Raw genomic sequence first — 26,444 nt, forward strand, 5'->3', positions numbered from 1 at the left:
CAGAAAGGACTAATTAACTAAATATGGCATAAGTAGCTTTTCCCTTCCGTTTAGCTCGGTACATCGCAATATCAGCATCTCGTAGCAAAGTTGCCGGCTCCTCATAACTACTAAAATTCCATGTAATACCAATGCTAGCTGTAGTAGATAATTCATATCCATTCAGGTTAAGTGGCGATCGCAAGGATTCTTGAATCCGTTTGGCAACATTGGTAGCGTCAGTAATGTCTTTAATATCCTCTAAAAGAACAGTAAACTCATCACCACCAAATCGTGCTACAGTATCGCCACCGCGTAAACACGACTCTAAACGTCTAGCGATCGCTACTAAAAAATCATCTCCTAGTCCATGCCCAAAGCGATCGTTAATCTCTTTGAAGCCATCTAAATCCAAAAATAAAACTGCAAAATAATAATCATTTCTGCGTTTACTACGTTCAATTGTTTGTCTAAGCCGATCTAAAAATAAAACACGATTTGGTAATGCTGTCAGCCCATCATAAAACGCATTTCGTATCAGTTGCGCCTCTGTCTCCTTGCGTTTGGTGATATCTTGAAAAACTAAAACCGTACCACTAATATTACCATCTCGATCGCGGATGGGTGCAATATTATCCCCAATCGCTATCTCTTTGCCATCTTTGGTAATCAGTGTGCAGTTTTCTGGTAAATTGAAAAATTCACCTGCTTCGATTGCATCTTTGGCTAAATGTTCAATTTTTTCTCCTACATCTTTGTCAACTAAGTTAATGACTTCTACTAAATCTTTACCGAACGCTTCATTTTGCTTCCAGCCAGTGATTAGTTCTGCTCTGGGATTCATCATTTGAATACAACCATTTGCATAAGTCACAATCACTGCACTGCCCATACTGTTAATAATTGCTGCCAGCCTCTGTTTCTCTTCATATAATATTTTTTTGCTCTGATGTTTATACAGGGCCATTTCAATTACAAAATGTAAATCACTTTCGATAAATGGTTTGACTATGTAACTAAAAGGCTCACTTAGCTGATTATTATGTAATGTTTTATATTCCGAACAATCTGTTAGATATACTACAGGCACATGGAACTGATTTTGGATAATATCTGCTATGTCTATACCGTCAATTTCACCAGCTAGGCAGATATCAATTAATACTAAATGTGGATGAGTTTCGGCTACCTTTTTTATTGCTTCTTCACCAGACTTGGTTATTTCTGAAACGGAATAACCTAATTTTTGTAAACTCTTTCTAATATTTGAGGCTATGATTTTTTCATCCTCAACAACTAGGATTTTGCGGGCGAACATGGTAATATAACCTGTTTGCTAAGGTTCAGATTTTTGCTGTCAGTGTCAACTCGATATAAAGGTTATTATTTTATCATAAACAATCTTTTAATAGCCTGTGTTATTGCTTGATATAGATACTGACTAATGAGCAAATAGCATCATGTTATTAACCTCCGATAATTTCTGTGCTTGTTAAAGCTTATTTTGATTATTCTATGCAGTTAATATCATGCCATTTCCATGAAACGGAAGTTACCATATAATTACCATCAATCAAAAACTGATTTTCAAGAATATACAATATTTTCTCTGAAGAAAATAAATACTAAGTATAGTATTTATTTAAAAAATAATCAAGAACAAAATTTAATTAAATTACAGCATACTACTTTAAGCTTAGTTTAAAAAATTAATATCGTGTGTTCTATGCAATATGATATTATCCATTAACTAGAATGCTACTAACAATTAATCAGGTGATTTTGCCCCTTGGTTCACCAAATAATCTTGATTTGATGCAGCCTTACAAAGAATTGGTATTAAATTTTTAATTGTGAATGAAAGATTATTAGTTAGAATTATTCATTGCTTTTGGTTAAAATTTCATCATAAATGATTTGAACTGAAAATATACAAATCAAATGCTCATTAGCAGATTACGTGATTTTTTAGTTTTTTGATAAAAAACAGGTGCTGGGGGGAATGGCAGGAAAGATTCTCTTTGGGAGATACTTCCACACTCCACGTAAACCCCCTGTTTTTGCTAGTTTATAGATATTGAGAAGAAAAACACATTTTGTGTTTTAGAGATTGGACTTACTTTTAGTCAGTTCAATGCTAATTTTGCCACCAAAGTCTGGAATAGGTGCGGCAGGTTTGCTCAGAATGACTTGGACTTGTGTTACACGATCGCATTCTTGGAGAATAGAATCTGCGATCGTTGCTACCAATTTCTCCACCAAAGCAAACTTAGACGTTTTGACCAGATGTTGTATCAAGCCAATGACGCTGCGATAATCTAAAGTGTCTTCGATCGCGTCAGTCTTGGCCGCTATGGAAATATCCAACCATAACCTCACATCCACCTCAAACCATTGTCCTAGCACCTGTTCTTCTGGTAGATACCCAGTGTAGCCATAGCCGCGAATTCCCGTTAAATGAATGCAGTCCATAAAAGTTTGAGAGCAAATTGGGCATTTTGTAGAAAGTGGAGCAAGTTTGTTTGGAGATTTTCTTTCCTCCAAACTTGCGTGGCGGTGTTGGGTTCCATCACCGCATTTGTCAGGGTTGGTTTGCAACCCACCATGACGCAAAGGTGATTTCCAAGTATCGAGGATCGGCTTCCCTCCCCTCGGACTTCTTTTCAGCAAACTTTCCCAGATGGATTTTAAATTAAATTTCCCTAAACAAAATCTAAAATTTCAGATTGTTTTATAGCTATGTTTGATTTAATGCCGATCGCCTTTAGGAATGTTAATCAACTTTGGGCTTACATTTTAACAGAGACCCTAAAGCGATTGAGATTGACTTGTGCGATCGTTTGTCCGGGATCGCGCTCTACACCCTTAGCAGTAGCTTTTGCTCAACAAGTACCTGAGATTGAAGCGATTTCCATTCTCGATGAACGTTCCGCCGCCTTTTTTGCTTTGGGACAAGCTCAAGCAACCGGACGCCCTGTGGTAATAGTTTGTACCTCTGGTACAGCAGGGGCAAATTTTTATTCAGCAGTAATTGAAGCCTCATATAGTCGCGTACCACTCTTGATATTAACCACCGATAGACCGCCAGAATTGCGAGATTGTCACTCAGGCCAAACCATAGATCAATTGAGATTATACGGAAACTACCCAAATTGGCAAACAGAGTTAGCCTTACCCTCCGCCGATCTGGGAATGCTAGCTTATCTGCGACAAACAGTAATTCATAGCTGGGAAAGAACGCAAACTCCTACGAAGGGGCCAGTACATTTGAATATTCCCTTTCGCGATCCCTTAGCGCCTCTTCCTGATGGAATTGACTTAAGTTATTTGCGATCGCAGTTTCACCCAGAAGACTTTTTTGCAGGAGTAGCAAACCCATTCCCCATTCCCCATTCCCCATTCCCCATTCCCCAAAAATGGAAAGAATGCGATCGCGGCATTATTATTGCAGGTGTTGCCCAACCATCGCAACCAGAAGAGTATTGTAGAGCGATCGCGCACCTTTCCCAAACTCTCAAATGGCCCGTGCTAGCTGAGGGACTTTCCCCAGTCAGAAATTATGCCAAACTCAACCCTTATTTGATTTCCACTTATGACTTGATTTTGCGAAATCAGCAACTAGCCAAGCAGCTAGCACCCGAAATGGTGATTCAGGTAGGTGAAATGCCTACGAGTAAAGAACTGCGTACCTGGATAGATGCAACCCAACCGCGACGCTGGGTAATTGATAAGAGCGATCAAAACCTCGACCCTTTGCATGGGAGGACGACGCATTTACGGATATCAGTAGAAGAAATCAAGGTAGAAGAGAGAAATTTATCTTTATCCTCAGACTATTTGCAACAATGGTGTGACGCGGAAGCTAAAGTCAGGTTAGCTGTTGATGAGACGATGGGGAAAATAGATGAAATCATTGAGAGTAAAGCAGCTTGGTTAATTTCTCAGATTTTACCGCCAGGAACGCCACTGTTTATTGCTAACAGTATGCCTGTGCGGGATGTGGAGTATTTCTGGAAACCGAATAATTTAGGAGTGCGATCGCACTTTAATCGGGGTGCAAATGGCATTGATGGCACATTATCCACAGCTTTAGGAATGGCACATCGTCAGCAAAGCAGTGTGATGTTAACGGGAGATTTAGCGCTGTTACATGACACCAATGGTTTTTTAATCCGCAATAAGTTTGTCGGACATTTGACGATTGTGTTAATCAACAACAATGGCGGTGGTATTTTTGAAATGTTACCCATTGCCAAATTTGAACCACCATTTGAAGAGTTTTTTGGCACTCCCCAGGATATTGATTTTGCTCAGTTATGCGCTACTTATAATGTGCAGCATGAATTGATTACTTCTTGGCAGCAATTGCAGCAAGAATTAAACCCGCTACCAGCTACAGGAATTCGGGTTTTGGAGTTGCGGACAAATCGTAAAGCTGATGCCAAATGGCGACAAGATAATTTGAGAAAGTTCGCCACAGATTGGCATTTAAGTTTTTATTGCTGAATAGCAGAATTCAATATAGTGCTTAGGTTAAACGCTGATGCCTTCGTAGTTCTTTAAAAAAGCATGTCTTGGTAATCAGAACTTTGGTGACGAAAATCGTAGACTAAAAGAGAATTGAAATCACGCATTTCCAATTTAAACTCGTTTTCCCACCATTCAGGAACACCAGCCTGCGACTTGTCCATAAATGACGACAAATACTCTGGACGTTCATGATGAAGACCTCTAAAGTTATTGTAATTTGGTGATACTGATGTCATTTCAAGTTGAAAATATTGTTTTAAATAGTGCTGTAATCCACCACCAGTTGCTGTAATTAAGGGACAACAAGCAAAGCAAGAAAATGGTCTAGAGAGCTTGAGAATGTCAGTAGCTGTGATTTTAAGGGGATAACCTAAAATAAAAGCGTTATGGATTTGCTGACCACCTGCGAGAAAAACTCCATCATTTTGATTGCTCAGTTTATTACTGCAAATTTCATAGTCAATAGCTGGGCTATAGAGTGCATAAAGAGAAATTGCATTAGCTCGCTTAGAGTCTTCTAAAAACTTATGAATTTGTAGACCATATTTATTAGCATAGGCTATTTTTTTATAGTTATCATCAGTTGATAATTTCTTCGCCTGAACGCGGAAACGTACATACGTCTGAGGAAATAAAATCCACCATTCCCAATCTGCCCCAGTTTGACGAGCCTCTTCAATCCGAGTAAAAGTATGATAGTGGATATTTGGCACTTTAGTAGATATATGAAATAACAGCCAATCAGTCAGTGATTCTTCATTTACGTTAGGCTGTTTAGTAAGCCACAAACTAACATACTTAGAGGATTGATGAATTTGTTGGCAAATATTTTCCATATTCAACGAATAATTGTATATATTCAAATTATTTGAGACAATATTAATAATTTATTCATCCACTTTTTAGCAAAGCTTTCTATTAGTGACGTACAAAGCTTTGCACAACCTACTTAAAAGAAGTTTGCATTTGAATAGACAAAACTCTTGCTCTCTTCTTTGCACCTCTGCGTCTCTGAACGAGACAAAAATTTTAGTAATAGTATGTCCATTTTTAGTTTGCCCAGTTGCTTGTATAAAATTGATGAACTGAAAAAAAGTAGAATGAGCGATCACTCTCCTTTTCTGTGTGAGATTTACCCTTTTAGTTAACCTTGTTTGTAACAACCTTTCCAAGCCAACGATCGCAATCTCAATTCCAACAACGCCAAAGCTAATGCTTCCAACGTTCCTCAGCAATTTCACGAAATAGTCGTTTTAACAGCCGCAGGACGAGCGATCGCACTTTTTCTTCCACCGCTTCCTGATATACCCTGTAGCCATCATTATTTTACGGAATGCGATCGCCCATCTTTTCTGCGTGAAACTTACCCGCTTAGTTGAGCTTGTAACCACCCCTCCAAATCAGCAAGAGTAGAAAAATCTAACAAAGCATCACCTAAAGCTTCCAACTGTTCCACCGATAACTCTTGAATCGGGGACAGAAGCGCATCAGGAATATTACCCACACGCCGATTTAATAGTCGTAAAACGATCGCTCTTTCTCCTTCGATTTTTCCTTCCTCTCGTCCTTCAACCTTTCCTTCCTCTCGCCCTTCTTCCTTCGCTTCCAGAATAGCCCGTGGTTCTTCTAAATTCAGTCCCAACATCGCTTGAATCTCCTCTCGACTCAGGTTAGAAAACTTGTAGACGATAATCGTCGTAATTAAATCAATTATCGCTTGCTCCCCACCGCAGGTATCGCATGTCCCTACGTCCGCGATAAAATTCTCAAGCACAACAGCGCACTCCATACCAATGCAAATTAACTGGCAAACTGCCAAAACCTACGAAGATATTCTGTATCAAAAAACTGATGGCATTGCGAAAATCACCATCAACCGTCCCCATAAACGCAATGCTTTCCGTCCTGAAACAGTCTTTGAACTGTATGACGCTTTCTGTAATGCTCGTGAAGATATTACTATTGGTGTTGTCCTATTTACAGGCTATGGCCCACATACTGATGGTAAATATGCCTTCTGTTCTGGTGGCGATCAAAGTGTAAGGGGACATGCGGGTTATGTGGATGATACTGGCATCCCTCGCTTGAATGTCCTGGACTTACAACGGCTGATTCGTTCGATGCCGAAAGTGGTGATTGCTTTAGTAGCCGGATATGCGATCGGTGGTGGACACGTCCTACACTTAATTTGCGACCTTACAATCGCTGCCGATAATGCCATTTTTGGGCAGACTGGCCCAAAAGTCGGCAGTTTCGACGGTGGTTTTGGAGCTAGCTATCTCGCCCGCATCGTGGGACAAAAAAAGGCTAGAGAAATTTGGTTTCTCTGTCGCCAATATGATGCACAACAAGCTCTAGAAATGGGCTTAATTAATTGCGTCGTCCCAGTAGAACAACTAGAAGCGGAAGGTATTCAATGGGCGCAAGAGATTTTAGAAAAAAGTCCGATCGCAATTCGGTGTCTCAAAGCCGCCTTCAATGCTGATTGTGACGGACAAGCTGGTTTACAAGAACTCGCTGGCAATGCCACTCTCCTTTATTACATGACAGAAGAAGGGTCTGAAGGCAAACAAGCCTTTCTCGAAAAGCGTCCACCAGATTTTCGCTCTTTTCCTTGGCTACCTTAAAATTGCAAAAATCGCACCCTTTTTTGAGGTGCGATTTTTATACATGTCAAATTTAAAGCACTAAATATCTTAAAAACGAATCTTATCTTAAGCAAACTACAAAATTAGTTCAGTAATAATGGATAGCTAAATAAACACTGCTTCAGTCTTAGCCTCTTCAGAATATATAGAGGCAGTTATTTCCTCTATGGAGGTAAGAGTAGCATTATCTAAATCTGAGGCTACAGAATGAGAACAAGCTAAAACTGGTGCTGCATCTGGCAAAGTCCAGGCATCTTCCAAGGTTTCCCAAGAAGGTGCAAAAGGTGGAAGCGCCAAAGAGCAAGCCTTCCAAGTTGCTTGAACTGGCGCTCCCAATTGCTGGCATACTCCGCCACGGCGACCCTCTGGTTGGTAATGACGGCAATATCTACAGGCAGATGCTAAAAATTTAATAGGTTTCATTTTGGTTCATCTTTAGTGCCGTTTCTGGCTGAATTTCATACTTATATTTTGCTTCTATATATAAAGACGGATAAAAGCCAAAAAGTCATTATTCTTCATAGGTTTCAGCGATCCCGACTAAAAACTAAACTTTAGGATATTTTTATAATCTTGTTATATTTTTAAATAATTCTGAGAGTGCGTACCTATAGATTTTGGCTAAAACTTATTAGGGATCAAGAGTAAAAGTAAAGCTTTTGATTTATTTAGCCTTTTAACTTCCTCCTTAAGGATAGATTAAGGCATATAATTCCAAATAAATAGTCTGCTTTCAGTACCACACTAGACATATTTTAGCCATAAAACATATTATTTTCTCAATAATTAGAACTTTTCTATATGGCAGAAGCAAATTACTTGAGGAAAAATTCTACTCAACGAATAATCGCTAAACTATTTTGCTGTCAATTGAAGTCAGAACTGAATATCCTTAAAACTGTTTAGCAGCACAGATAGAACAGACTGCCCAGCGCTGGAGTTCGCCGGGTGGGGTGGGAGATTCACATTGAGGACAAAGGGGTAAGCCATGCGATCGCGATCGCATAATCTTCGTCCAATGCCCAAAGGCAGCATTTACATCCTTGGTGGGTGTAACATCAGGAAGGCTAATCTCATCAGCAAGGTAACTGGGATGCTCGTGGGGCGAAACCGTTTGTTGCTGTTTTCTCTCCACAGATTGATTCTGCCAGCTAGCAGTAGAGAAGCGAATATCAACCAAAGGCGTTGGCAGCTTTTTATTCAACTTTAAAAGCAGAGACGTGCGACCAAAAGTCAGGTTTTGCGCCCAAGCAGCACTAGAAGTTGCTACCGACAAAACATCGCGCTGAATCGATAATGGTCGAGTATTTGCGGCAACCCCTGGCCCAACAACTTCTGCCCAACACTTTAGTAAGTATTGAAATGGTTGCTCCTGCCATTTAGCCTGCTTTTCTAGAACGCCTAAAATATCATGAATTGATTTCAACGACATTATTCAAAGTGCTGTTAGCGGTAGCGGGGCGTTTAGCCCGTGAGAAGTGAGGAATGAGAAGTGAGGAGTTTTCCCCCTACTACACTCACTGCCCCATACTCTATTTCCAAGATAGACTCCCACGAACTATCGTTCACAACAAAACCTGAAAATCTCTCTTTCCCCAATCCCCTCCCAATCTATTTATTTAGAGTACTCCAAGAAAGAAAATGCCCAATTGTCGTTGCGAGCGAAGCGAAGCAATCGCAGCCCTTGGGATTGCTTCGCTTCGCTCGCAACGACGGGTTTTGGATCATTTATTTTTTGGAACACTCTTATATAATTTTCGCTACTATTGTCAGAAATATATCTAAAGTTAATTTCAGCAATCTCCGTTTGAGGCACAGAGGCAATGACTCAAAACCCCCTGAACGATTCCGGTACTCAATCGTCTAAAACACCTGGTTTAAAACCAGCACTAGCAGCAGCACTAGCGAGTTTAGAGGTGCCGCTAGATCAAGAGTTAGCTCGATACCGACGCACGCGAAATGGTTTGGTGTCATCGAACCAGCGCCGTGTTGCCAGTTACATAAGCAGTCAAGCCCAGCCCTTGACTGCCATTCTGACAACATCGGGCACAACTCAGTCATCAATAACAGAAATTAAAACCAACGTGCCCCCTGCATCTGTACCCGTGAATCATCAGGGAACCCCAGCGCCAGTTACGGCAAAAATTGACGTACCACCAGTATCTTCTGTAGCTTTGGCTGTGAATTCTCAAAAGAACCCAGCACCACCTACTGCAAATACCGAAGAACTAAATAATTTCAATGTGCCCTTCACACCCGATTCTGCTAAAATCCAAACTCAACTTCCACCGCCGCCGCCCAATTTTAGTAGCAGTATCGTGCCAGCAATCGTTAAAGATACTAAGAGCGAAAATCTCTTGCAGTCCGATGACACCCCTAAGCACCCAGATGACTATTTAGAATCTAGTGAAGCACTGCTGCGAAGTCTGACAGAAGAACAACCAGAAACGAAGAAGCCAAGCAATTCTAGCGACGGTCTGCTATCACCTTTGGGTATCGGCTCAATGTTGCTACTACTAGTAGCAAGTCTTACCTTGGGTTATGTAGTGTTCAATCCCAAAGGCTTGTCACAATGGAATTTAGGCAAATTATTTAACGGCAACTCATCTCCCGCGCCAGAAAATACTCAGGAAGTTGGAAGTAATGTCCAACCTAAGATCCAGCCGCCAAGCACATCTATACCCAAGTATCCAAATCTAGCTGCCCAAGAGTTTCCTGATGTGAGAGATCCTAATGATGTAGTTGGCTTACAACCTAAAGTCCAACCAACCCTCGCAGTAGTACCTAATCCAGTTGTTCCCCAAAACCCCGTAAATTCTCAAGGGACATTGCCTCAAACCAACACAGCCCTAAAACCGACAAATCCGATCGCTTTAGCACCAGTACCGATGGTACAGCCCTTACCTCCCTTGAAGAATTTGCCTCCCATTTCAACAGCAAAAACCTCACCAAAGTCAACCGCAACCTCACCAAAGCCGAATGCAGAAATCAAACCAGCAACAGATGGGTTTTATCATGTAGTGATAGAAAATAAAGGTGCGGCTTTTGCCTCAGCTAGGCAAGTAATTCCCGATGCTTATTTATCACCTAACAAAGAATTGATTTATCTCGGTGCTTTTAAGACCAAAGAGCAAGTACAAAAACAGATGCAATTATTACAGACAAAGGGAATTAAGGCACGGGTTCAGTAGCCATAAGTTGTAAAAATCTACGATACCATGAGATAACAGCACGGGCTGAACGCCCCGCTACCGCTAACAGCACTCAGTATTGAGTTTCGTGAATGGAGAGCCGACATGGAATTAATCAAGCGAATCTTGCGGGTGATTCGCGCTAATCTCAATAGTTCGATTGGGGGTGCAGAAGATCCAGAAAAGATTCTAGAGCAAACTGTCCTGGAGATGCAGGAAAATCTGGTGCGGTTGCGGCAGGGTGTAGCACAAGCGATCGCTACCCAAAAACGTACTGAACGACAGGCGGCGGCTGCCCAGTCTCAAACAGAAGAATGGTATCGCCGCGCCCAATTGGCCTTACAACAAGGCAATGAACCTCTAGCCCGCGAAGCTTTGACTAAACGCCAAGCTTATAAAGAAACTACTACAGCTCTGTTTTCTCAGATAGAGCAGCAAAACGATATAGTCGCTAGGCTAAAAAAAGATATGCGATCGCTAGAGTTAAAAATTTCCGAGGCGAAAACAAAAAAAGATATGTATATTGCTCGCGCCCGTTCTGCTGAAGCGTCTTATCGCCTCCAGGAAATGCTTGGCGGAGTTTCTGCCACTAGTAGTCTGAGTGCCTTTGAGCGCATGGAAGAAAAAGTTTTGCAAATAGAAGCTCATTCAGTTGCAATAACTCAACTCGGTAGCGACGACTTGGAAACACAATTTACTTCCTTGGAATCTATTAATAATGTGGATGCCGAATTAGCCGCGATGAAGGTACAGGTTTTAAATCACGCAGAAAACACGCAGCACCACAGTCTCCTTACCGAGGAGAACCAGAACAAAGTTCAGCCTCTCCAACAGCAGTTACCCAAAACTCAAGACTCTTGAAGTTCGGCTAATTTACCCTACTTTGTAGATATCTTAACAATTAAGAGTTGTTAGAAGGTACTGATTCCAGCCGGAAAGATTACATTGAAATAGGTAGCTATTAAAAAGTAAAAAAGCTAACTGTCCAACAAAAAGCGTAAACCAAACAAGGAAAAACAAAGTTATGGGATTATTCGATCGCATTAAGCGAGTAGTTAGTTCTAACCTCAACGACCTAGTTAACAAAGCCGAAGACCCCGAAAAAATGCTAGAACAAGCCATCCTGGAAATGCAGGAAGACTTGGTGCAGCTGCGTCAGGGAGTAGCCCAAGCGATCGCCGCCCAAAAACGCAGTGAAAAACAGTACGCTGATGCCCAAAATGAAATCAATAAGTGGCAACGCAATGCTCAATTGGCCCTACAAAAAGGTGATGAGAACTTAGCACGACAAGCCCTAGAGCGCAAGAAAACTTATACGGATACTAGCACTGCCCTCAAAGCTAGTTTAGATACCCAAAGCACTCAAGTTGAAACCCTCAAACGCAACTTAATCCAGCTTGAAAGCAAGATTTCTGAGGCGAAAACCAAGAAAGAAATGCTCAGAGCTAGAATCACCACTGCTAAAGCCCAAGAGCAACTGCAAAACATGGTAAGTGGGATGAATACCAGCAGTGCAATGTCTGCCTTCGAGCGGATGGAAGAAAAAGTCTTGATGCAAGAAGCCCGCGCCCAGTCAGCTGGAGAATTAGCAGGTGCTGATTTAGAAAGCCAATTTGCTCGATTGGAAGGTAGTAGTGATGTTGATGATGAATTGGCAGCGTTGAAAGCGCAAATGCTACCACCTGCTACTCCAGTAACTCAAGCCCAACTACCACCGCAACAAGAAACCACTCCTGCTAAGTCTAATGAAGTGGTTGATGCTGAGTTGGATTCTTTACGCAAGCAATTGGATCAACTATAAAAATTGCCAGAAAACTTATTTGAGCCAGTCCCACAGCCAGCAGGCGTGGGATTTTACATCATTAGTCAAGCAATTTTGGATTGAAAGAGACTACTGTCTTCTCTGCGAGACGCTTTGCGAACGTAGCGGGGCGAAGTCCGGGCTACGGTAGGAATCAAAAAATCTAAAATCTAAAATCTAAAATTCACAGTCCTAATAACTATGAATTATTGATTATGGACTATTGACTACTTTGGGATAAAGTATTGTGTGTGTCAACTTCGATCGCCACCTGATGGAGACTGCAATGAGTAAGGCTGTAATCACCATAACCGATGCTGAGTTTGAAACAGAAGTGTTAAAAGCTGAACAGCCTGTATTAGTTTACTTTTGGGCTTCCTGGTGTGGGCCTTGTCAATTGATGTCGCCCCTGATTAGTTCAGCTGCTAGCCAATATAGCGATCGCCTCAAAGTCGTGAAAATGGAAATTGACCCCAACCCACTGACTGTTAAGCAGTACCAAGTGGAAGGTGTCCCCGCCATCAGACTATTTCAAGGCCAGGAAGTTTTGATATCAACAGAGGGAGTCATCGGTAAAGATAAATTACTCGAACTCTTAGATACGCACTTAAATAGTAATTAGTCATTGGTCATTGGTCACTTGTACTGAGCGTTGCCGTAAAGCCTGCGGCACAGCTACGCTTCGGGCGCAGCCTCTGCAAGAGTTTTATTGGTCAAATGACAAAGGACAAATGACAAATGACTAACATGCAATTTGCAAAGCGTTTACAACCCCTGCAATCTAATGTATTTGCTGATATGGACAGAGCCAAGGCGATCGCTTTGGCTGCTGGACAGCAAGTAATTGATTTGTCGTTGGGGTCTTCTGATTTACCAGCCGAGGCACACGTTATCGAGGCGATCGCCCAATCTCTCCACGATCGCAGTACCCACGGCTATCTGTTGTTTAACGGTACTTTTGGGTTTCGTGAAGCCGCAGCCAACTGGTACGAACAAAAATTTGGTATCAAGGTAGATCCCCAAACTGAGGTACTGCCTCTGATTGGTTCTCAAGAAGGTACAGCCCATTTACCTCTAGCATTGCTCAATCCAGGAGATTTTGCCCTGTTGCTCGATCCAGGTTATCCCTCTCATGCTGGGGGAGTCTACCTAGCTAGCGGTCAAATCTACCCGATGCCATTACGGGCAGAAAACGCTTTTTTACCAGTGTTTGCTGATATTCCTGCCCCAGTTTTAGCACAGTCGCGGATGATGGTATTAAGTTATCCTCACAATCCCACCGCCGCGATCGCTCCTTTAGCTTTCTTCCAAGAAGCTGTCGCCTTCTGTCAACAACACAATCTCGCCCTGGTTCACGATTTCCCTTATGTAGATTTAGTATTTGAGCAAACTGGGGACTGGGCAATGAACTCTTCCCAATCCCCAATCCCCAATCCCCAATCCCTAGTCCCTTCTATCCTGCAAGCCGATCCAGAGAAAAGTGTCTCGATTGAATTTTTTACCCTTTCCAAGTCCTACAATATGGGCGGCTTCCGTATTGGCTACGCAATTGGTAATGCTGAGTTAATTAATGCCTTACGTCAAGTAAAAGCTGCCGTTGATTTTAATCAGTATCGAGGAATATTGAATGGTGCGATCGCAGCCCTAACTGGCCCTCAAGCTGGGGTAAAATCTGCTGTCGCTACCTTCCAGCAGCGCCGTGATGCTTTCATTACTGCTTTACACCGCATTGGCTGGAATGTTCCTACTCCCAAAGCCACAATGTACATCTGGGCAAAATTACCTTCACCTTGGAGTCAAAACTCCATAGAGTTTTGTACCCAGTTAGTTAAACAAACTGGTGTAGCTGCTTCACCAGGTGCTGGTTTTGGCAAATCTGGGGAAGGGTATGTCCGTTTTGCCTTAGTACATGAGCCACCTTTGTTAGAAACTGCTGTGGAAAGAATTGCCCAGTTCCTTCATTGAATTTCTTCACAAGCTGAACGCCAAGGATTTTTTGCGCCAAAGTCATTGATAGGGGCGCACAGCCGTGCGCCCCTATCAATGACCGTATTATACTGGACTTCAAAATATTTAATTGTATTATTTAAATCAAACAAAATATACATAACTACGTAATTAGACTTACAAAAATATAGAAATATTCGTCATACTTTTACTGATAATCGGAAGGAACTTCACCCAATCAGGTCTCTCCATTTATTAAACTGGGTTTGTACGTTCAGCTACCAAAGAGGGCTAACAATGCAGGTCGCGTTTTAAGCCGCCGTATTGCTAAAAAGCCTGTAGTCAAGACACCCCAAGCCTATAAACGGCAATAGTTTAAAACTTAACTTCCAAATTGACAGAGACTTGAAAAAATGAAAATGACTTTTCAGAAACTTGTAATTGGTGCCTCAATGGCTATTGGTGTGAGCGCGATCGCTACTGTCCCAGCACAGGCTGGCACACTCACTGGCGCTAGTATTGGTGGAACAGCAGCCAGTGATTATTTAGTCTATGATTCCAATGCTACAAATACCTTCACAGTAGCAAATACTAGTGCAAATGTACAAAAAGCTCTCAGTGGTAACGCTGCTAGCCCCACTGGTAATATAGAGCTAGCTGCTAGTAGTGAAAAAGCTGGTTTTAATTTTACCAAGAACACCACCTTGACAGGTACAATCGGTGGGAAAACCCTGACTCTAAGCAGCCTCACTTCTGATGACTGGTTTGGAAACGGCAAAACAACTACGACGTATGGGGTAAGTAACTTAGCTAACACCTGGTTTAGCCAGGTTTTAAGTCAGAATGGCATCACTAGTACTTTACTTGCTAAGTTCGGCTATACTCAACAGGCTTTGTTTACTGGCTTTCTTGCAAGTGGTGGATTTCAACGCTTTAGCGACCCGAATATCTCCTATGTCAATCAAGATGACGCTAGTGGTTTAATCAGTATTGGTTTAGCAGGTCACTATGATGCCAAACCCCTTCTAGGACTGCCGTCTAACCTGTCTAACTTATTTACATCTCCATTACAAGCAAGTGAATTAGTCAAATACACTTATGACGGCAAGACTGACTACCTGTATAGCTTTAAAGCTACCAAATCCGGTTTAGTTGAAAAAACTGATGGTATATCCCACAGTGGTAATTATGAAGTTACCATCAAGGGTGTAGCTCCCAAAGCAGTCCCGGAACCATCAGTAATACTTGGTCTGTTGGGTGTGGCTGGTGTGTTTGCTACACAACGCAAATTTAAAAAAGCATCTATTTAAGAAGATTGCGGGTTCAAAACGACAAATCAGTAAGGGAGCTAACAGCTCCCTTTTTTTATGAATATTTCCTTGCACCTATATAACTCATATCATGTCCGGCAAATTACTTGTGATATGTCATTGCGAGTGCAACGAAGCAATCGCAAAGCTTTTGGGATTGCTTCACTTCGTACCCTTCTCCTTCGGAGACGCTACGCGAACGGGAACGCAATGACAATTAGTTCAACCGGAAATGATATCATATTTGATTTTTGAAAAAACTCAGTACAACTCAAAGAGCTTTTTTCCCTTTACTCTTACCTCTTAACTGCTTCGCACACCATGCAAGTAAGTTCATAAATAAAAGCGGATTTATATGTAGAACTCATATTTAATTTTTGAAATACAAGCAGGGTGTGTATTAGCGATCCCGTGGGGTAGCGAAACACACCATATTACAAAAAATGAATCGTTTGTAAGGGTCTATATATCTGTTGCCACATCAACGTATTTGTAACATCAATTTCATGAAATAGTATTACTTACCCTCAAATCCAGATGAAAACTTTTCTATGAGGGCAATTAGCCTAATATTACTTGTAGTATTACTTAAGTAATTTCACTCAAAAAAATTAGTCAGTTCACTTTTGAAAATAATTCTTTTATGTAATACTATAAATTGTAAAAAGCTAGTAAAGAAAAGATTAATATTTGATTGGTGTCACATTTAAACATACTATTATTAAGTATTGTAGTGCAGCTAAATTTAATTTATTAATATCTTTGACTAGATTATATAAGTTAAGTCTTATTGGTTTTGTCGTTTAAATGTACTACTGTTATAGTTCATGATAATAATCGTTGCCTTTTACTTAAGATAATCAGATAATAGGTAGCAATGACAGCACAATTATTCAATGTAGGTCAGCCATTGCGTTCACAGCAAGTTAGACGAATTTTGCTAGTCGAAGACCATTATCTCAATAGGTTATTACTGAGTGACTATCTAAGTTACTGTGGGTACGATGTCCAAAGTTTATCAGAAGGATCTGCTTTTTTCTCAACTATAGATAAATTTCAGCCAGATTTAATGTTATTAGACTTGAAGTTGCCAGATATTGACGGTTATTCGCTCTTAAAACAAGTACAGCAAAAACCTGATTTGTCAAAAATACCGATCGTTGTGGTTTCAGCTTTTGCTTTTAAAGCAGATCGAGAACTAGCTCTGAGTTTGGGCGCACGTCGATATTTTGTCAAACCTCTAAAACTCAAGGATCTTATACTTACAATTGAAGAAGAGTTGGCTTTTGACCAAAGATAAAATTTTTGCTGGGCATACCTTTATTCAGCTTTTTGGTCTTCAATGAACTCTTCAACTCGCTCACTGATATTTTGTACAGAAGTGCCAATTTTTAAAATTTTATTTTGTACTTGTGCTAATAGCAAAACTGCGGTTTGAAGTTCATTGAGCGTTTCAGCCATAGCTTCTCGGTACTGGGCTTCAAAGTCTTGTAGGTTCATAGTTAAGCTCTTTTTGGAAATTATTGTAATAACTATATTTCCAATGATATTCGTAAAATTAACTTACTAAATCCGTTAAATCGCTTAATATTATAGTTCCATTAAAAATCTAACCTATTCTTTGATAATAATTTATTTCTCTAATATTTATATAAGTAAAAGGTGAATTTATCATTGCTTTTAATGAAAAGTATATAAATAAAATTAACTAAATTCCAAAAATAAATTTTCAAATAACAAATTATCTTCTATTTTTAAATATTAATTATAAATTCCAAAAGCCAAACTTTTATTCTGACAGTAGCAGATGAAGACTAAAACCACGGCTAGATAAACTCTTGGCTGCTACAAATTTGCGATGCTTACTGTAAAGTATCTAGTAAATTGTGGCAAAAGTTACCTACCTTTTTAAGGAGACTTTGCCCCAAATCTTGTTAATCCAGATGGTAGCGGGATTTACGCCATATTTATTGTATTCGCTCGTAAACCAAGCCACCCTGTGGGTACTCCCTTGAGGAATTCGTAGAGTAACCGCAGAAGCATCTAGAGAATAAAAGTCTACTTACTTTATATTTACTCTATTAAATCGGCACGAAAAAACAATTTTTCTTAAAATAGAGAAAGATTACCTAATATTGGTTGTGACAATATCTACTCAAATACTACCACTGGTTAAAGAGCCGGAACGACTGGAAAATCGTTTAGCCGAAATTCCGCCGGAACCGGGAGTTTATTTCATGCGCGACAAGAGCGATCGCATTATATATATAGGTAAGTCACGGAAGTTGCGATCGCGTGTTCGTTCCTATTTCCGCGATGGCTACAACAAGACTGAACGCATCACTACGATGGTCAAGTTGGTGACAGAAATTGAATTCATCGTCACTGATACTGAAGCCGAAGCTTTAGCATTAGAAGCAAACTTGATCAAGCAGCACCAGCCATACTTCAACGTGCTGCTCAAAGATGATAAAAAATATCCCTATCTCTGCATTACTTGGTCAGAAGATTATCCGCGAATTTTTATTACCCGTAAACGTCAATTTAGTAAGGAAAAGGATAAATTTTACGGGCCTTATACTGATGCTGGTTTATTGCGAGAAGTTGTCCGCATCTGTAAACGCATCTTTCCCCAGCGACAACGACCCCAACCACTTTTCAAAGATCGTCCGTGCTTAAATTATGATTTAGGGCGCTGTCCGGGTGTATGTCAAAAGCTGACTTCACCAGAAGAATATCGTAAGATTGTCCAAAAGATAGCGATGGTATTCCAAGGGCGAACTCAGGAATTGATTGATATTTTGACTCAACAGATGAATACAGCAGCTGAAGACTTAAATTTTGAGTCAGCAGCGCGGATTCGCGATCAAATTTCTGGGTTAAAGTCGCTGACTGCTGGCCAAAAAGTAGCCTTACCAGATGATACGGTTTCACGGGATGCGATCGCACTGGCAGCTAACGAAGAACACGCTTGCATTCAACTATTCCAGATTCGCGCCGGACAATTGGTGGGACGTTTAGCGTTTGTGGCGGATGCTCATGCAGAACCAGGAGCTATTTTACAACGAGCTTTGGAGGAACATTACCAAACTGCTGACTCAGTGGAAATACCTTTAGAAATTCTGGTACAGCATGATTTACCAGATGCGGAGATATTGGCGGATGTCTTAACTCAACGTAAAGGAAAAAAAGTCACGATTTTGACTCCTTTGCGGCAAACTAAGGCAGAATTAATTGAGATGGTAGAGCGAAATGCTCAGTATGAATTGCAAAGAATGCAAAAATTTGGCGATCGCAACCACCAAGCAATGCAAGATTTAGCAGCCATTCTCGATTTACCAGATGTACCTCACCGCATTGAAGGTTATGATATTTCCCACATTCAAGGGTCAAATGCTGTAGCTTCGCAAGTAGTGTTTATCGACGGTTTACCCGCAAAGCAGCATTATCGCCATTACAAAATTAAAAATCCTACGGTGACGGCGGGACATTCAGATGATTTTGCTAGTCTAGCTGAAGTTATTGGGCGACGGTTCCGCAAGTATGGGGAAGATCCCCAACTAACACGTTTGGGTAATCCAGATTGGCCTGATTTAATTATGATTGATGGCGGTAAAGGTCAGCTATCATCGGTTATCGCGGTTTTGCAAGAGATGAATTTACTAGAAGACTTGCGAGTTGTGAGTTTAGCGAAGCAGCGAGAAGAGATTTTTTTACCAGGAGAATCTAAACCCTTGACAACTGATGCAGAACAACCAGGAGTGCAGTTATTGCGACGGTTGCGAGATGAAGCGCATCGGTTTGCAGTGACTTTCCATCGTCAGCAACGCAGTGATAAATTAAAGCGATCGCGTTTAGATGAAATTCCTGGTTTAGGACATCATCGACAAAAGCAGCTACTAGGGCATTTTCGCTCAGTTGATTATATTCGCCAAGCTACAACCCCACAACTCGCTGAGGTTCCAGGAATTGGGCCGCGTTTGGCTCAAGAAATTTACGATTATTTTCATCCTGCTTGAGGAGATTAGTAGTCTGTAAAATTTCAATTTATGTATGAATAAACAAGTTTGTAGTAAGGGCTAAAGTCCTTACTACACACCCTTAAAACTAGCTTGAAAAAGTATTAGTTCCACTCTCGCAGAGGATTCTGTTAAGGTTGTCTGCGAGAATTTAAGATGAGTAAATTCCGTAAATTTACGATATCTCGTAAGTATGCTAATTTTGGTTAAATTATCTCTCCAGAATTTAACATCATAATCTTGCCAGCAAATATTAACTAAATCTTAAGATAAATATTTTGTTACTAAAGATACAGTAATTTATTGGTTTTAATTTTTGAATACAAGAACAGCTTTTTTGTATTGGTCTGAAATGACTATAAATAAGGCTCTCTCAAGGCATTCATTATAGGGATCAGTAAATATCTAAGCGGGATTTAATTAAAAAATAATTTATGTATCTAAAGTAGGAGGGTAAAATCGCTTAAATTATAGGATAGTGTAGAGAGATATCGAAGTTTTTTCAAATCTGAAATTTTGTTTAAAATAATTAGCCAAGATAAAAGTCGTTTGTTAAGTTGGTTCAAACCAAAATTATTGCTACTTTAACTGGCAGTTTTCTCAAATAAAAAATAAATTACAATAGAGGTTTTAAAATGCAGACAGTACAAAAGATTTACTGCCCAAATTGCGGTAGCCAAGCAGAACGTTATTATATTACTGATAGTCAATTAACTCGCACACAATGCTCTAGTTGTGACTACTTGATGATTAGTTGCACCCGTACTGGCAAAGTCATTGAGGCTTATGCACCAGGAATTTATGCAAAGCGCTAGATAATAGAAATTAAAAATTGGAGAATATTTTCTCTAATTTTTAATAATCAAAGTTAACGATCATAAATTTTGAAGAGTTTACTTTACAAGTTACCCTTCTGTTGTCGGAGTTGTTGCTGTTGTCTCTGTTCTTGTAATCTTAGTTCTTGCTGTTGTCTAATTTGTTGATCTTGTCTAAGTTGTTGATCTTGTATTCTCAGTTGTTGCTGTCGTGAAAATTCTTGCTGTTGTAATCTAGTTTCTTGCTGTTGTAGTCTAAATTGTTGCTGGCGGATCATTTCTTGCCGTTGTCGTGAAAATTCTTGCTGTTGTATTCTCTGCTGTTGTTGTAGTTGTGGTTCTTGAAGGTTTAGCCGTAGCCATGTTTCCTTCATTTGTTCTTGTGTTTGCTGATTTTGCTCCTCTTGTTGTTGTCTGATTCTTTCTTGAAAAGACTCAGGTTGCTGAGGATTTGTCTGAATTATTTGTCCATAAGCAGGAGAATTCATCAGCAAAGTTTTTGCAACAACAATCACTAGTAGCCACAGTTTAAGCATCAATAGGCGATTCAACATACAGTTATTTGCTATGGGTTGGGTTGAGCGATCGCTTAACCTTAATATAACAATTTTTACCGCAGCCTATTTTGCAGCAATTGCGATTAACGTCCAGATATCTGCAAGGTCAAAGTAATTAAACTTACTGACTGCAACGGATTTAATTTTTACTTGCTCTCAATTGTCCGCAAGCAGCATCGGCTTCTAAACCACGAGAATAACGCACACTCACAGCAGTATTTTGTTGCTTAAGGACGTTGACAAATGCTTCAATGCGATCGCGGTTGGGGCGTTTGTAGTCTACTTCTTGGATGGGGTTGTAAGGAATCAAATTCACATGACATTGAAATCCTCGCATACATTTTGAAAGTTCTAGTGCGTGTTCTGGTAAATCGTTGACACCAGCCAGGAGAACATATTCAAAGGTAACGCGCCGTCCAGTGATTTCTACATATTCTCGGCATTCAGCCAACAAATCTTCTAGAGGATAGGCGCGGGCGCTAGGGATGAGTTTTTCTCGCAGCGCTTGGTTGGGTGCGTGGAGACTAACCGCGAGAGTGATTTGCAAATTATTTTGCGCGAACTCACGGATGCGATCGCGAATACCAACTGTAGAAACTGTAAGCGATCGCTGTCCGATACCGATATCTTGATTTAGAGATTTTAGGGCTGCTAGGACATTCTCAGTATTCAACAACGGTTCACCTAGTCCCATAAACACGACATTGCTAACTCGTTGCTGAAAATCTTCTTGCACAGTCAACACTTGATCGATAATTTCGTGCCGTGCTAAGTTGCGTTTGTAGCCTCCCTTTCCAGTAGCGCAGAAATCACACGCCATTGGGCAACCCACCTGAGTAGAGACACAAACTGTCAGGCGGGCTTTTGGGCCTTCTCCCCTTTCTGCAAAGGTGGGGATGCCAACAGTTTCAATAATTTGATCGTCTGCTAATCGCAAAAGATATTTGACCGTACCATCGGGAGCCTCAGAGCGGTAATGTAAAATTGAGCGCCCAATGGGGATTTCTGCCACTTCCGCACGCCATTGCTTAGAGAAGACAGAAATATCAGCTAGCGATCGCACTCCCTTATCATAGATCCATTCATGCAGTTGCTTTCCTCTGTAAGCAGGTTGTCCTTGTTGCTGCACCCAAGTGCTTAACTCCGCCAGAGAAGCACCGAGAAGGGGAGGGATTAATTCTGATTTTTCTGGGTTGTGTGAGTCAACCTGAGATACAAGAGGCGTAGCAGACATAAAAAAATCACGAGTTGATGTAGGATCTCTATCCTACACCTGCTAGATTAACTTAGTCTTGACCAAAGAAGATGGGAAATTACCCAAAGGTTGTGCCGTTCCAGCCCCACATCGCACCCTTAGCATCTGCAAACTCAATGTAAATGCGATTTTTAGGTACACCTAGAGTTTGGTTAATCTGCTGGCAAAAGTCTTGACTCATTGCTGCGGTTTGATCTGGTTTCATTGCGCCAATGCTCTTAATTTCAATATAGCAAACGGGGTCTGTATTCCCCGCAAACGTCATAGGAACTTCTGGCTCAAAAGCAGTCATTACATAAGATTCTGGTTTTCCCAAATGTTTGGCTAACTTGGCTGATAGATTTAAAAGCATGGACTCAATTTCAGCTTTTTGAGGAGCAGATGCAGAAGTTTGCACTTTAATTAATGGCATAGTCCTGAATTGGGATTTTGAATTTTATTACACTGTTAAGTTTATCTAAAAGTAGAGTACAGTTTAATATGCTAAAAGTTTTTGCTAATAAAAATTTAAGGGTATTTTTTCCCTAGTTGCAGATAGATTTTTTAATACTATTGCTAATAACGTTAACCTCAAGGGTTATACCTGACTTTCTAGGCAACCATCCTATTTGCATAGCTTGTTTTATCCATAACGCTACGTCTTTTGGTGTTACTGCGGTTATTTCATACCTCCGCTCAATACTCCAAGCCCGAATCTCTCCCGATCCATCTTGAGGTTGTATTGGCACTAGTTCGCTATTAATGAGGCTGTACCCTTGTGGATGAAACCTATCAGTAATAACCACTAATACTGAGCCTGGCTCAGTAGCGTGTTCTACGGCAACATGGAGATGTCCTTCAGGATCGTCTGCTTGAGAGTTAGTAGCTTGTCTTCGGATTAGCCAGATGAATGGTTCTCCATCAACTATTATTTTTCTGGTACCTTTTTTCGGTATTGACATCTCTGTTGCTATATTTATTGGACTACTCTGAACGAAATAGATGACTATGTTCGGGATGATATAAACGCGATCGCCCTTTTGCTGTCGAGAGGGCTGGACTGATGATATAAAGTGTAGTACGAATTAGTTCTTCTTTATGAGTACATTCCGCCATCTGATTTAGAGGGACAACCCTAATTTTTTCATCAGGCCATCCGATGCGAAAGCAAATTGCAATGGGGGTTTCGGCTGGGTAATGTTCGAGTAGTTTAGCTTGGGCGTTTTCGACATGACGCGCACTGAGATATAGACAGAGGCTAGCCTGATGCGCCGCGAGAGTGGCTAATTCTTCGGTGGCGGGGACTTCTGTACGTCCACTGATGCGGGTCAAAATGATAGTTTGGACTAAACCTGGTACAGTTAGTTCTACTTTGAGTTTGGCAGCAGCAGCTTGAAAAGCGCTGATACCAGGTATGACTTCAAAAGGAATATTTGCCTCAGCAAGGAGGTGCATTTGCTCGTGGATGGCGCTGTAGAGACTAGGATCGCCAGAATGGAGACGGACGACAGATTTTTGTTGCGATCGCACTCTATCGATCATAATCGGCAAAATCTCTTCTAAAGTCTGATTCGCAGTTCTAATTATCTCCGCATCTTTTCGGCAAAGTTCTAAAATCTGTTCGGGTACTAAAGAATCAGCAAATAAAATCACATCAGCAACGGCCAGTAGTTTCTGCGCCTTCACCGTCAATAAATCAGGATCTCCAGGGCCTGCTCCCACAATATACACAGATGGTTCTATGGCATATAGTGTTTTTTTATAACTCAGGTTTTCTGTATATTCACTTTTAGAAGAACCCATGACAATCCCTCAAAAAACTTTTTTGATATTTTCTCAGTATCTTTCCGGATTCTCCCTCTTTCTCTAGTAGAGAGTAATGGTAGATGCACCCTGGTTAAGCCCTAGAAAATATTCTGGGGCATTTTTTATTTTTGGATATCGGGAATTGGGCATTAGTTATTCTTCTCCCTCTGCCCCCCCTGCCTCCCCTGCTCCCTCATCCCCTCATCTCTCCATTCCCCTTGGGAGTAGGCACTACATCGGGTAAAGGGCGTTTGAGTAAGTAAAGCCAAGCTAATCCAACTAATCCTAATAAAATTCCTAAACTACTGACTACTTGTGCCATTCGTAATGGCCCCAACATCAAGCTATCAGTGCGGAAACCTTCAATCCACAAGCGTCCTAAGCTGTAGGCTGGCCAGTAAACTAAAAACAGCGTGCCTACCTTCAAACGTGGCTTACCGGATAAAGAGCGAAAAAACAACGTTATTAGTAGCGCAAACACCATTAAATCCCACAGAGATTCATACAGGAAGGTGGGATGGAAGTAATCGAAACTAGCATAAGCTAGAGGACGATGGTCTGGTGGAATATACAGCTTCCAGGGTAAATTGGTAGGATCGCCAAAAGCTTCAGAATTAAAGAAATTACCCCAACGTCCGATCGCTTGCCCTAAAATCAGCGAAGGCGCTACTAAATCTGCCAGTTGCCAGAAAGAAACCTGCTTGATTTTGGCAAAGATTAACGCAGCCAAAACGCCACCAAGAATCGCTCCATGAATGGCAATACCACCTTCCCAAATAGCAAAGATTTTTCCCGGAGTTGGGGCATATTTTGACCACTCAAAGAAAACGTAATATAGCCGTGCGCCGGGAATTGCCCCAATCAATAACCAAAAAAACAAATCGCCTAGCAACTCAGGATTGACGTTACGGCGCTTTGCCAACTCCTGGGAAAGAATTACGCCAATTAACACTGCCGTAGCAATCAATAAGCCATACCATCGAATACTTAGTGGCCCTAATTTCACCAGAATGGGCCCTGGAGAAGTAAATTGAAACGCCAAGAGCAAGGTGGAAAAATCCAGTGCCATGAGAAATTACCTAGAAAAGTTCGTTAACTACCCGCGCACTTTACTAAGTACGGAGTTTCTTGCATCTCGAATACTAGAATTACACTTAAAATCCAGCATCCATATTTAGGAGTCTAATTCCTAACGCCTAGTTGAGCATAACTTGTGTCACTAAAACAATTGAGTTTACCATTCTTGCTCAGAGCGCAAGATGGTAAATTTGAGTAAGTTACACAGTTACACAAAAGAGTTTCGATATAATCACCTAAACAACTTTGATATATCTAAAATTGTGATTGCTATTTATCCTGGTAGCTTCGACCCCATCACCTTGGGACACCTTGACCTCATTGGGCGCGGTAGTCGCCTGTTTGAGCGGGTAATTGTCGCTGTACTGCGGAACCCAAACAAAACGCCACTTTTTAGCGTACAACAACGGCTAGAGCAGATCCGTCTTTCTACACAACATCTACCTAATGTAGAAGTAGACAGCTTTGATGGTCTTACCGTCAACTATGCACAAATGCGACATGCACAAGTTTTGCTTCGGGGTTTACGGGCTGTGTCAGATTTTGAAGTGGAACTGCAAATGGCTCACACCAATAAAACTCTTTCTACCCAAATAGAAACAGTTTTTCTAGCAACTTCAAATGAGTATAGTTTTTTAAGTAGTAGTGTGGTGAGAGAGATTGCAAGGTTTGGCGGCTCTATCGATCATCTCGTTCCCCCACACATTGCCCTAGATATATACCAATGTTACAATCACAAATCTCCAATGTTGAACCCAACCTCAACGGAAGCAATCCCCCCCCTGAAGAATATCTCGGTGGAGAGGGAAGCGTAGATATTCAGCAGGAACTCAACCGCCTAGAGGAAATAGTTCTCTCTAGTCTCAGGATTCCTCTGACGGGACGCACTCTTATAGATGAAGAAAAGCTGCTGGAACAGCTTGATTACATCCGGCTGGCTTTACCATCACTTTTTCAAGAAGCAGCAGCCATCCTTGAGCAAAAGGATGAAATTCTGCTAGAAGCGGAAGAGTATGGACAGCAGGTTGTTGAGGCCGCGCAAGCAAAAAGAGCGCAAATTTTAGCTGAAAGCGATATTATTCAACAGGCAGAACAAGAAGCTGAACAACTGCGGCGACAAGTGCAACAAGAGTGTGAGGGAATAATGCAAGAAACCCTCGCGGAGATTGAGCGCAAGCGGTATGCTTGTCAGCAAGAGTTAGAACTTATGCGACAAACTGCGATCGCTCAGGCTCAAGACATTGAAGATGGTGCTGATGCTTATGCTGATGGCATTTTGGGCAATATCGAGCAGGATCTCAAAGATATGTTGCGAATTGTCACGAATGGACGGCAACAATTGCAAATTGATAATCTTACACAGCGCAATTCACCTCCTAACAAAAAGAAATAGAGGTTCTAATAAGAGATGAGGAAAAATTATAAGTTGGGTTTCGCTATTGCTTAACCCAACAATTTTTATTAAACAAAACTTTTTGGGAAGCTAACTGGTAATAGATTTAATATTTTGGCTTGTAATTAAGCAGGATT

At 41.0% G+C, this 26,444-nt stretch carries 25 protein-coding genes and 1 pseudogene; 13 read left to right on the plus strand and 13 right to left on the minus strand.

From position 1 onward, the window contains the following. Window positions 1-13: 13 nt before the first annotated feature. Window positions 14-1,297: a diguanylate cyclase domain-containing protein gene (locus CDG79_RS07465; protein WP_094341578.1), complete on the minus strand. Its 1,284-nt coding sequence runs from the start codon at window positions 1,295-1,297 to the stop codon at window positions 14-16. A gap of 785 nt (window positions 1,298-2,082) precedes the next feature. Beyond that, complete coding sequence (gene folB / locus CDG79_RS07470; protein WP_094341615.1) at window positions 2,083-2,451, minus strand: dihydroneopterin aldolase; 369 nt, start codon at window positions 2,449-2,451, stop codon at window positions 2,083-2,085. A 267-nt stretch (window positions 2,452-2,718) separates the two neighbouring features. Here folB and menD point away from each other — a divergent pair, with 267 nt between their 5' ends. Further along, entirely contained in the window at window positions 2,719-4,485 is a 1,767-nt protein-coding gene (menD, locus tag CDG79_RS07475) for a 2-succinyl-5-enolpyruvyl-6-hydroxy-3-cyclohexene-1-carboxylic-acid synthase (protein ID WP_094341579.1), read from the plus strand. 53 nt (window positions 4,486-4,538) lie between these two features. Here menD and CDG79_RS07480 read toward each other — a convergent pair whose 3' ends face one another. Together CDG79_RS07480 and CDG79_RS07490 are read right to left on the minus strand one after the other, a co-directional pair. After that, window positions 4,539-5,345: a DUF6615 family protein gene (locus tag CDG79_RS07480; RefSeq protein ID WP_094341580.1), complete on the minus strand. Its 807-nt coding sequence runs from the start codon at window positions 5,343-5,345 to the stop codon at window positions 4,539-4,541. Window positions 5,346-5,872: 527 nt separating this feature from the next. Beyond that, window positions 5,873-6,232, minus strand: a pseudogene (locus tag CDG79_RS07490) (DUF4351 domain-containing protein); the annotation flags it as partial. A 70-nt stretch (window positions 6,233-6,302) separates the two neighbouring features. Here CDG79_RS07490 and menB point away from each other — a divergent pair. Beyond that, window positions 6,303-7,136, plus strand: coding sequence for a 1,4-dihydroxy-2-naphthoyl-CoA synthase (menB, locus tag CDG79_RS07495; RefSeq protein ID WP_094341582.1), 834 nt, complete (start codon window positions 6,303-6,305; stop codon window positions 7,134-7,136). A 126-nt stretch (window positions 7,137-7,262) separates the two neighbouring features. Here the strand turns inward: menB and CDG79_RS07500 are convergent, their stop codons facing one another. Further along, window positions 7,263-7,580 carry a hypothetical protein gene (locus CDG79_RS07500; protein ID WP_094332648.1) on the minus strand — a complete coding sequence of 106 codons (318 nt, stop codon included), beginning with the start codon at window positions 7,578-7,580 and terminating at the stop codon, window positions 7,263-7,265. A 469-nt stretch (window positions 7,581-8,049) separates the two neighbouring features. Then, a complete protein-coding gene (locus CDG79_RS07505) occupies window positions 8,050-8,589 on the minus strand; it encodes a DUF721 domain-containing protein (protein ID WP_094332647.1) in 540 nt (179 codons plus the stop codon). A 391-nt stretch (window positions 8,590-8,980) separates the two neighbouring features. On the opposite strand from CDG79_RS07505, the gene CDG79_RS07515 reads away from it, so the two are divergent. From CDG79_RS07515 to CDG79_RS07545, 7 genes are all read left to right on the plus strand, one after another. Continuing rightward, window positions 8,981-10,348: a hypothetical protein gene (locus tag CDG79_RS07515; RefSeq protein WP_094341584.1), complete on the plus strand. Its 1,368-nt coding sequence runs from the start codon at window positions 8,981-8,983 to the stop codon at window positions 10,346-10,348. A 105-nt stretch (window positions 10,349-10,453) separates the two neighbouring features. Next, window positions 10,454-11,209 (plus strand): PspA/IM30 family protein, encoded by a 756-nt coding sequence (locus CDG79_RS07520; RefSeq protein WP_094341585.1) that lies wholly within the window; start codon window positions 10,454-10,456, stop codon window positions 11,207-11,209. Between the two features lie 163 nt (window positions 11,210-11,372). Then, window positions 11,373-12,149 carry a PspA/IM30 family protein gene (locus tag CDG79_RS07525; RefSeq protein WP_094341586.1) on the plus strand — a complete coding sequence of 259 codons (777 nt, stop codon included), beginning with the start codon at window positions 11,373-11,375 and terminating at the stop codon, window positions 12,147-12,149. Between the two features lie 286 nt (window positions 12,150-12,435). Next, window positions 12,436-12,771 (plus strand): thioredoxin family protein, encoded by a 336-nt coding sequence (locus tag CDG79_RS07530; protein ID WP_094332643.1) that lies wholly within the window; start codon window positions 12,436-12,438, stop codon window positions 12,769-12,771. A gap of 125 nt (window positions 12,772-12,896) precedes the next feature. Next, on the plus strand, window positions 12,897-14,114 hold the full coding sequence (locus CDG79_RS07535) for an LL-diaminopimelate aminotransferase (RefSeq protein WP_094341587.1): 1,218 nt from the start codon (window positions 12,897-12,899) through the stop codon (window positions 14,112-14,114). 401 nt (window positions 14,115-14,515) lie between these two features. Then, window positions 14,516-15,406, plus strand: coding sequence for an NF038130 family PEP-CTERM protein (locus CDG79_RS07540; RefSeq protein WP_223278049.1), 891 nt, complete (start codon window positions 14,516-14,518; stop codon window positions 15,404-15,406). 877 nt (window positions 15,407-16,283) lie between these two features. Next, entirely contained in the window at window positions 16,284-16,706 is a 423-nt protein-coding gene (locus CDG79_RS07545; RefSeq protein WP_094341589.1) for a response regulator, read from the plus strand. Between the two features lie 20 nt (window positions 16,707-16,726). Here CDG79_RS07545 and CDG79_RS07550 read toward each other — a convergent pair whose 3' ends face one another. After that, window positions 16,727-16,906: a hypothetical protein gene (locus CDG79_RS07550; RefSeq protein WP_094332640.1), complete on the minus strand. Its 180-nt coding sequence runs from the start codon at window positions 16,904-16,906 to the stop codon at window positions 16,727-16,729. Between the two features lie 641 nt (window positions 16,907-17,547). On the opposite strand from CDG79_RS07550, the gene uvrC reads away from it, so the two are divergent. Next, entirely contained in the window at window positions 17,548-19,425 is a 1,878-nt protein-coding gene (gene uvrC / locus CDG79_RS07555; RefSeq protein ID WP_094341590.1) for an excinuclease ABC subunit UvrC, read from the plus strand. Between the two features lie 635 nt (window positions 19,426-20,060). Beyond that, window positions 20,061-20,240 carry a replication restart DNA helicase PriA gene (locus tag CDG79_RS07560; protein WP_094341591.1) on the plus strand — a complete coding sequence of 60 codons (180 nt, stop codon included), beginning with the start codon at window positions 20,061-20,063 and terminating at the stop codon, window positions 20,238-20,240. Between the two features lie 83 nt (window positions 20,241-20,323). Here CDG79_RS07560 and CDG79_RS07565 read toward each other — a convergent pair whose 3' ends face one another. The 6 genes from CDG79_RS07565 to lgt all read right to left on the minus strand — a co-directional run bounded on the left by CDG79_RS07565 (window position 20,324) and on the right by lgt (window position 24,906). After that, entirely contained in the window at window positions 20,324-20,794 is a 471-nt protein-coding gene (locus CDG79_RS07565; RefSeq protein WP_094341592.1) for a hypothetical protein, read from the minus strand. A 142-nt stretch (window positions 20,795-20,936) separates the two neighbouring features. Beyond that, window positions 20,937-22,031, minus strand: a complete 1,095-nt coding sequence (gene rlmN / locus CDG79_RS07570; RefSeq protein WP_094341593.1) for a 23S rRNA (adenine(2503)-C(2))-methyltransferase RlmN — start codon at window positions 22,029-22,031, stop codon at window positions 20,937-20,939. Window positions 22,032-22,110: 79 nt separating this feature from the next. Continuing rightward, window positions 22,111-22,464 (minus strand): phenylpyruvate tautomerase MIF-related protein, encoded by a 354-nt coding sequence (locus tag CDG79_RS07575; protein ID WP_094341594.1) that lies wholly within the window; start codon window positions 22,462-22,464, stop codon window positions 22,111-22,113. A 112-nt stretch (window positions 22,465-22,576) separates the two neighbouring features. Next, window positions 22,577-22,993: a hypothetical protein gene (locus tag CDG79_RS07580; protein ID WP_094341595.1), complete on the minus strand. Its 417-nt coding sequence runs from the start codon at window positions 22,991-22,993 to the stop codon at window positions 22,577-22,579. 22 nt (window positions 22,994-23,015) lie between these two features. Next, complete coding sequence (gene cobM / locus CDG79_RS07585; RefSeq protein WP_189524915.1) at window positions 23,016-23,834, minus strand: precorrin-4 C(11)-methyltransferase; 819 nt, start codon at window positions 23,832-23,834, stop codon at window positions 23,016-23,018. Window positions 23,835-24,030: 196 nt separating this feature from the next. Next, the gene (lgt, locus tag CDG79_RS07590) at window positions 24,031-24,906 is read right to left on the minus strand and encodes a prolipoprotein diacylglyceryl transferase (RefSeq protein WP_094341596.1); all 876 of its coding nucleotides are present in this window, start codon (window positions 24,904-24,906) and stop codon (window positions 24,031-24,033) included. Between the two features lie 271 nt (window positions 24,907-25,177). Here lgt and coaD point away from each other — a divergent pair, with 271 nt between their 5' ends. Both coaD and CDG79_RS07600 read left to right on the plus strand, forming a co-directional pair. Then, window positions 25,178-25,729 carry a pantetheine-phosphate adenylyltransferase gene (coaD, locus tag CDG79_RS07595; RefSeq protein WP_094341617.1) on the plus strand — a complete coding sequence of 184 codons (552 nt, stop codon included), beginning with the start codon at window positions 25,178-25,180 and terminating at the stop codon, window positions 25,727-25,729. Continuing rightward, window positions 25,639-26,307, plus strand: a complete 669-nt coding sequence (locus CDG79_RS07600) for a hypothetical protein (protein WP_094341597.1) — start codon at window positions 25,639-25,641, stop codon at window positions 26,305-26,307. Before coaD ends, CDG79_RS07600 begins: the two co-directional genes overlap by 91 nt. Window positions 26,308-26,444 lie beyond the last annotated feature (137 nt).

This window comes from Nostoc sp. 'Peltigera membranacea cyanobiont' 232 (assembly GCF_002245985.1).
Taxonomy (GTDB): Bacteria; Cyanobacteriota; Cyanobacteriia; order Cyanobacteriales; family Nostocaceae; genus Nostoc.

Coding starts and splice junctions, on each gene's coding strand:
- CDG79_RS07515 (WP_094341584.1), top strand. CDS start 8,981: ATGACTCAAAACCCCCTGAACGATTCCGGTACTCAATCGTCTAAAACA.
- CDG79_RS07530 (WP_094332643.1), top strand. CDS start 12,436: ATGAGTAAGGCTGTAATCACCATAACCGATGCTGAGTTTGAAACAGAA.
- CDG79_RS07480 (WP_094341580.1), bottom strand. CDS start 5,345: ATGGAAAATATTTGCCAACAAATTCATCAATCCTCTAAGTATGTTAGT.
- cobM (WP_189524915.1), bottom strand. CDS start 23,834: ATGGGTTCTTCTAAAAGTGAATATACAGAAAACCTGAGTTATAAAAAA.
- CDG79_RS07525 (WP_094341586.1), top strand. CDS start 11,373: ATGGGATTATTCGATCGCATTAAGCGAGTAGTTAGTTCTAACCTCAAC.
- CDG79_RS07600 (WP_094341597.1), top strand. CDS start 25,639: ATGTTACAATCACAAATCTCCAATGTTGAACCCAACCTCAACGGAAGC.
- CDG79_RS07560 (WP_094341591.1), top strand. CDS start 20,061: ATGCAGACAGTACAAAAGATTTACTGCCCAAATTGCGGTAGCCAAGCA.
- CDG79_RS07575 (WP_094341594.1), bottom strand. CDS start 22,464: ATGCCATTAATTAAAGTGCAAACTTCTGCATCTGCTCCTCAAAAAGCT.
- folB (WP_094341615.1), bottom strand. CDS start 2,451: ATGGACTGCATTCATTTAACGGGAATTCGCGGCTATGGCTACACTGGG.
- CDG79_RS07500 (WP_094332648.1), bottom strand. CDS start 7,580: ATGAAACCTATTAAATTTTTAGCATCTGCCTGTAGATATTGCCGTCAT.
- menD (WP_094341579.1), top strand. CDS start 2,719: ATGTTTGATTTAATGCCGATCGCCTTTAGGAATGTTAATCAACTTTGG.
- CDG79_RS07535 (WP_094341587.1), top strand. CDS start 12,897: ATGCAATTTGCAAAGCGTTTACAACCCCTGCAATCTAATGTATTTGCT.
- CDG79_RS07520 (WP_094341585.1), top strand. CDS start 10,454: ATGGAATTAATCAAGCGAATCTTGCGGGTGATTCGCGCTAATCTCAAT.
- CDG79_RS07465 (WP_094341578.1), bottom strand. CDS start 1,297: ATGTTCGCCCGCAAAATCCTAGTTGTTGAGGATGAAAAAATCATAGCC.
- CDG79_RS07550 (WP_094332640.1), bottom strand. CDS start 16,906: ATGAACCTACAAGACTTTGAAGCCCAGTACCGAGAAGCTATGGCTGAA.
- CDG79_RS07540 (WP_223278049.1), top strand. CDS start 14,516: ATGACTTTTCAGAAACTTGTAATTGGTGCCTCAATGGCTATTGGTGTG.
- lgt (WP_094341596.1), bottom strand. CDS start 24,906: ATGGCACTGGATTTTTCCACCTTGCTCTTGGCGTTTCAATTTACTTCT.
- rlmN (WP_094341593.1), bottom strand. CDS start 22,031: ATGTCTGCTACGCCTCTTGTATCTCAGGTTGACTCACACAACCCAGAA.
- CDG79_RS07545 (WP_094341589.1), top strand. CDS start 16,284: ATGACAGCACAATTATTCAATGTAGGTCAGCCATTGCGTTCACAGCAA.
- menB (WP_094341582.1), top strand. CDS start 6,303: ATGCAAATTAACTGGCAAACTGCCAAAACCTACGAAGATATTCTGTAT.
- CDG79_RS07580 (WP_094341595.1), bottom strand. CDS start 22,993: ATGTCAATACCGAAAAAAGGTACCAGAAAAATAATAGTTGATGGAGAA.
- CDG79_RS07505 (WP_094332647.1), bottom strand. CDS start 8,589: ATGTCGTTGAAATCAATTCATGATATTTTAGGCGTTCTAGAAAAGCAG.
- CDG79_RS07565 (WP_094341592.1), bottom strand. CDS start 20,794: ATGTTGAATCGCCTATTGATGCTTAAACTGTGGCTACTAGTGATTGTT.